Annotated in this window: 5 protein-coding genes; 3 read left to right on the top strand and 2 right to left on the bottom strand. The window is 51.1% G+C overall.

What is annotated here, in order from left to right; genetic code table 11:
• Positions 1-41: 41 nt before the first annotated feature.
• The gene (locus J3B89_RS20710; protein WP_251372611.1) at positions 42-233 is read right to left on the bottom strand and encodes a YccF domain-containing protein; all 192 of its coding nucleotides are present in this window, start codon (positions 231-233) and stop codon (positions 42-44) included.
• A 324-nt stretch (positions 234-557) separates the two neighbouring features.
• Here J3B89_RS20710 and J3B89_RS20705 point away from each other — a divergent pair, with 324 nt between their 5' ends.
• From J3B89_RS20705 to J3B89_RS20695, 3 genes are read left to right on the top strand one after another with little or no spacing between them, the layout of a single operon-like run.
• Entirely contained in the window at positions 558-1100 is a 543-nt protein-coding gene (locus J3B89_RS20705; RefSeq protein WP_215399505.1) for a TetR/AcrR family transcriptional regulator, read from the top strand.
• On the top strand, positions 1097-2149 hold the full coding sequence (locus J3B89_RS20700) for an efflux RND transporter periplasmic adaptor subunit (protein ID WP_215399504.1): 1053 nt from the start codon (positions 1097-1099) through the stop codon (positions 2147-2149). Before J3B89_RS20705 ends, J3B89_RS20700 begins: the two co-directional genes overlap by 4 nt.
• A gap of 11 nt (positions 2150-2160) precedes the next feature.
• A complete protein-coding gene (locus tag J3B89_RS20695) occupies positions 2161-5199 on the top strand; it encodes an efflux RND transporter permease subunit (protein ID WP_215399503.1) in 3039 nt (1012 codons plus the stop codon).
• Between the two features lie 37 nt (positions 5200-5236).
• On the opposite strand, the gene J3B89_RS20690 is transcribed toward J3B89_RS20695, so the two are convergent.
• Positions 5237-5551: a TraR/DksA family transcriptional regulator gene (locus J3B89_RS20690; RefSeq protein ID WP_215399502.1), complete on the bottom strand. Its 315-nt coding sequence runs from the start codon at positions 5549-5551 to the stop codon at positions 5237-5239.
• Between the last annotated feature and the right edge of the window lie 84 nt (positions 5552-5635).

The following is a 5635-nucleotide window of genomic DNA, read 5'->3' as shown; positions in this document are numbered from 1 at the left end:
ACTCTCCTGTTATGATGAGTGCACAGCTTATCGCGCGATCTTTAGTAGGAATAGGACGTCCTAAAATGGACGCTTACAATGTCGTCGACTTTATTCAGATAACGCCGGTTGATCACATCCTGACCAAAGGGCCAGAACGCCAGTTCACCCATCACAAAGCAGGCGCGGCCAAAGGGGATGCCGATAATACTGATAAAGCAGAGCAAACCAATCAGCCACCAGGCCAGCCCCATCACAAAGCCGCCCAAAATAAACCAGAAGAAATTAAAAATAAATCGTAATACGCTCATCAATTTTTCCTTTTTATACCGCGAAAGTCGCATTGCAAAGAGTTGCGATGCTATTGCTAATACCGTGCCAAAAATAAGTTATTGTTACATATCAATATATTTCTATCGACAACACCGGGTGTTAGTCAAGTTCACCATAATATAGTCATTTTTTAATGCTTCAGTTGCGGTTTACCTGGATTCGCCTATAATAATTTACTGCACCAACCGGTCGGTATTTTTGTGGCTACGGCGGCTTCGATCCGGCCTCGGCACGGGAGCTTATCCTTGAATAAAAAATCTCAACTGACTAACAGTCAAATCATTCAGGCCGCACTCAGTGTTGCCGCTGAAAAAGGCGCCGGTAAAGTGACGCTGGATGCGGTTGCCAAAGTCGCTGGTGTCAGTAAAGGTGGTTTGATTTATCACTTCCCCAGTAAAGAAGCGTTAATCAGCGCCATGGTGCAGCATTTGTTAGATGAGGCAGAGTGCCAGCGGACGCAACAAGAGCGCACGGAAAGTTCGACCTTGACGGCGGTATTACAAACCCGCGCTCACTTTACCCGGCAGATTGCCGGCAATACCGCAATGGCGATTCTGGCCGCGGCCGCAGAGCAGCCAGCTTTGTTACAGCCGGTGAAGCAACACAATAAGGATGTGCTGCAGCAAATTCAGGCTGAACATGGCAATGCATTGCAGGCAACCTTGCTGTTACTGGCCAGTGAAGCCCTGATTTATCACGATTTATTGAATTTATCCCCTTTTACCGCAGCAGAGCGCAGCGCGCTGGAACAACAATTAGTGCAACAGGCACGGGAGCTACAAGTATGAAGATGGCATTTAAATCACCCTGGTGGGTTGTGAGTATCGTTATTGGTTTAAGCGCCTGCTCAGACGCGACACCACCTGCCACTGTGATAGTACCGACAGTAAAGCTCTATACCATTAATGGCGAAGAGCAAGCCAATAGCCGGCATTTTGTCGGCCGTATAGATGCGGTCAGTACAGTGGATCTGGCGTTTCAGGTCGGTGGCCGGGTAACCGAATTATCGGTGCAGCAAGGACAAGTCGTTCCTGCCGGAGAATTACTGGCCGCATTGGACCCGGCAGACTATCAATTGGCCGTCGAGCAGGCTGAAGTGCAGTTGGCGCAGGCCAGTCGAGATCTGGAACGTGGCAAGCCGTTGCGTGAACAGGGAATTTTAACCCCGTCTGCCTTTGATCAGCTGCAAACCAATTTTGAAATTGCCCGGGTGGCGCTGGAAAATGCCCGCCGTAATCTGGACTACACCCAACTTAAAGCGCCCTTTGATGCGCTGGTTACCCGCAGGCTGGTAGAACGTTTTGCCACTGTTGCTGCCGGTACGCCATTGTTACGAGTGCAAAATATTTCCGAATTGCGTGTACATATTAACGTGCCGGAACAGATTATGCGCCAGGTCAGGGATACCAGTGACTATCTGGTTTCAGTGCGGTTATCAGAAGCTGCCAGCGAACGCTATCCTCTGGCATACCGGGAACATGCTACCGAAGTCGACCCGTTAACCCAAACCTATCAGGTGTCTTTTGCGATGCCGCGTTTACCGGAAGTTAATTTATTACCAGGTATGACGGTTAATGTGGTGACTGAGCGGGTAGCAACCGACAGCGCCGTGTTGATTCCGGTATCCGCGCTGGATACCGCCACACCGGAACAATTTTATGTCTGGCGCTATCAGCCCGAAACCCAAACTGTGCAGCGCATTGCCGTACAGGTTGGCACGGTGCGTGAGCAACAGATTGAAGTGCTCAGTGGCCTGAACCGGGGCGAGCAGGTGGTTTCGGCCGGGATTTATCAGTTACAGCCCGGGCAGCAGGTGCAGCCCTTTGTGGCCTACTAAGGAGCCTTCTGATGCGGATTGCCAGTTATGCAATTGAAAAGCAGGTTAATACCTGGCTGTTTATTATGCTGTGCTTTTTGGGCGGACTTTGGGCATTGGTCAGTATTGGCCGCTTAGAAGATCCGGCCTTTACCCTGAAAGAGGCGATTATTGTCACCTATTATCCGGGCGCAACGGCATTGGAAGTGGAAGAGGAAGTGACGGAATTGCTGGAATCCGCTATTCAGCAATTATCACAATTAAAGCGTATTACCTCCAAGTCGATGCCGGGTAAATCGGAAATCCGGGTGCAAATTCAGGATAAGTATGACGGCAGTCAGATGCCACAGATTTGGGATGAGCTCAGGCGTAAGGTTAATGATGCCAGTATTCGCCTGCCCACCGGCGTAATGAAGCCGATCGTCAATGATGATTTCGGTGATGTATTTGGTATTTTTTATGCCGTGACAACTGACGGTTTTTCCGATCGCGAAGTACGCGAGCTGGCTACTTTTTTACGCCGTGAGATGCTGACGGTGCCTGGGGTGGCAAAAGTCCAGACCGCCGGCGAACCGGAAGAGCAAATCAGCGTAGAAATTTCGCATGAGCGTTTGCTCGGGATCGGTCTGCCTTTGCAGTTAGTGGTCAATACTCTGCAAACTGAAAATGCGGTAGCACAAGCCGGCTCGGTGCAGGTGGGTGACAAAAGGATTCGCCTGAACAGCAAACCCGGCCTGGATTCAATTGAGGCAATTGAAAATTTACGGATTGGAAAACCGGGCTCAACCGAGCAACTAAGCATTTTTGATGTTGCAACAGTGCGCCGGGATGAAGTTGAAGTGCCATCGCAAATCATTCGCTTTAATGGCAAACCGGCCTTTACGCTGGCGATTTCCGGTCTGACCGATGCCAATATTGTCGATGTAGGTAAAGCGGTTGATCAGCATCTGGCGAAACTGGCAGAGCGTATCCCGCTTGGCGTAACCCTGCATCCGATCTATCAGCAACATGTCGTGGTGGATAACGCCATTAACGACTTTATTGTTAACCTGATCTTGTCCGTGGTCATTGTTATTGCGGTGCTGTGTCTGACCATGGGGTGGCGGGTTGGTTTAGTCGTTGGCGGTACTTTGTTACTTACCGTCTTGGGTACCGTATTCTTTATGAAACTGGCCAATATCGAGATGGAGCGGATTTCGCTTGGCGCGCTGATTATTGCCATGGGCATGTTGGTTGATAACGCCATCGTGGTCGCAGAAACCATGCTGATTAATATGCAGCGTGGCCAGAGTTCACGGCAGGCGGCGGATGAAGCGGCCAGTCGTACCCAGATCCCGCTGTTAGGCGCGACCGTGATTGGCATTATGGCCTTTGCTGGTATTGGCCTGTCGCCGAATAGTACCGGTGAGTTCTTGTTTTCGCTGTTTGCCGTCATCGCGATTTCATTGCTGTTAAGTTGGGTGCTGGCGATTAGTGTCACCCCTTTGCTGGCGCATTATTTGTTTAAAGTCGATGCCAATAGTGCCGCTGCCGATCCCTATGCTGCCGGTTTTTATCAGCGTTATGTCAGGGTATTGCGCTTTGCCTTGCGCCAACGTGCGCTAACTCTGGGCGGTTTGGCGCTGCTAACGCTAATTAGTGTTATCGGTTTCGGGCAAGTAAAGCAGGCATTTTTCCCGGCGTCGAACACGCCAATTTTCTACTTGAATTACTTCTTGCCTCAGGGCTCAGATATTCGCGCTACCTCGCGTGATCTGGCAGAAATTGAAGCCTTTGTAATGGCGCAACCCGAAGTCGAATCAGTCAGTAGTTTCGTTGGCTCGGGTGCCAGTCGCTTTATGTTGACTTACGCACCGGAGCAGCCGAATGCCGCCTATGGCCAATTGATTATCCGTACCGCACACCGAGACCAGATCCCTCCGCTGATGCAGCGGCTGCGCACTGAACTGCCGCCGCGCTTACCGCAGGCTGAGATCTACACCCAGCAACTGATGTTTGGGCCGGGCAGTGGTGCCAAGCTACAGGCCAGGGTATCTGGCCCGGATGAACGCATCTTACGGCAGCTGGGCCAGCAAATTACCGAGTTAATGCGTCAGGAGCCGGCTATTACCGATTTACGGCAAAACTGGCGGCAACGCGAACTGGTGATCGTACCGGACTTTAACCAAGAGCGGGCGCGGGTTGCCGGCATTAATCGCACTGATTTGGCGCAAACACTGGAGTTTGCCAGCACCGGGTTGCGCAGTGGTGTCTACCGCGAACATGATAAGCAAATTCCCATCGTGGTGCGGCCGCCAGCATCCGAGCGGTTTGATATTGACCGGCTGCAGGATCGGATGATTTGGAGTGCTAACGATAATACCTATATTCCGATTACGCAGGTGATTAATGGGCTGCAAACCCAAACTGAAGAAACGATAATTCAGCGCCGCGACCGGTTAAGAACCCTTACCGTTGAAGCTGAACCGGCCTGGGGTTACACGGCCGATCAGGCCCTAAAATTGGTTCGCCCGAAAATTGAGGCGCTGCCATTACCCGCTGGTTATCAACTGAGTTGGGGCGGTGAATATGAAAACTCCGCAGAAGCCCAGCAATCGCTGGCCGCGCAATTACCCTTAAGTTTTATCGTGATGCTGGTGATCAGTATTTTACTGTTTGGTGCGCTGAAGCAGCCGCTGGTGATTTGGTTAATAGTGCCGATGTCTATCTGTGGCGTGACCGCCGGTTTACTGGCCACCGGATTGCCTTTTGGCTTTACGGCCTTACTCGGCTTCCTCAGTTTGTCAGGCATGCTGATGAAGAACGCCATCGTACTGGTAGACGAAATTGATCTGCAAATTCAGCAAAACAGCGATAAGGTTCAGGCGATAGTCCAGGCTAGCGTTAGCCGGATCCGGCCGGTATTACTGGCAGCCTTGACCACGATTCTGGGGATGTTGCCGCTGATTTGGGATGCGTTTTTCAATAGTATGGCAGTAACGATAATGGCCGGCCTAGCCTTTGCCTCGGTATTAACCCTGGTCGCGGTGCCGGTACTGTATGCCATGCTGTTTCGGATAAAACCCGCCTGAGCTGGTTAAAACAGGGCCGGTTTTGCCGGCCCTGTAGTTACTTGGCGCAGCGAATACAAAGCTCAGTAAAGGGGATAGTGGTAAGACGTGCCAATTTAATGGCCTCGTCACACTGGGCACATTTATCGTAAGTGCCGTGTTCCATTCGGCCAAGCGCTCTGTTGATTTGTGCCAGTTCTTGCCGATCTTTTTGTTCTATGGCGCTTAATACTTCATCATTCTCACGTTCGGTTGCCTGTTCGGCAAAGTCGGCACTGCGACCTTGCGCAAAGTCGCGCTCAATGGCCGCGACCTGGCGCTCCAATTCTAATTTTCGGGCTAGCAGGCGACTTTTAAATTCCTGAAATGGCATTTGCGGCGTAAGCGTCCATTTTAGGACGTATTGACGCCTTATAGATTTCGGCCAAGCATCCTGGCTAGATGTCTTTCATGATCT

This window comes from Rheinheimera oceanensis (genome assembly GCF_018831085.1).
GTDB classification, from domain to species: domain Bacteria; phylum Pseudomonadota; class Gammaproteobacteria; order Enterobacterales; family Alteromonadaceae; genus Alishewanella; species Alishewanella oceanensis.
This window is presented reverse-complemented; position numbering and strand designations above follow the sequence as displayed.

What these genes read in the sequence shown, in the direction of transcription:
- J3B89_RS20710 (WP_251372611.1), bottom strand. Translation starts at nt 233, where the DNA reads ATGGGGCTGGCCTGGTGGCTGATTGGTTTGCTCTGCTTTATCAGTATT.
- J3B89_RS20700 (WP_215399504.1), top strand. Translation starts at nt 1,097, where the DNA reads ATGAAGATGGCATTTAAATCACCCTGGTGGGTTGTGAGTATCGTTATT.
- J3B89_RS20695 (WP_215399503.1), top strand. Translation starts at nt 2,161, where the DNA reads ATGCGGATTGCCAGTTATGCAATTGAAAAGCAGGTTAATACCTGGCTG.
- J3B89_RS20690 (WP_215399502.1), bottom strand. Translation starts at nt 5,551, where the DNA reads ATGCCATTTCAGGAATTTAAAAGTCGCCTGCTAGCCCGAAAATTAGAA.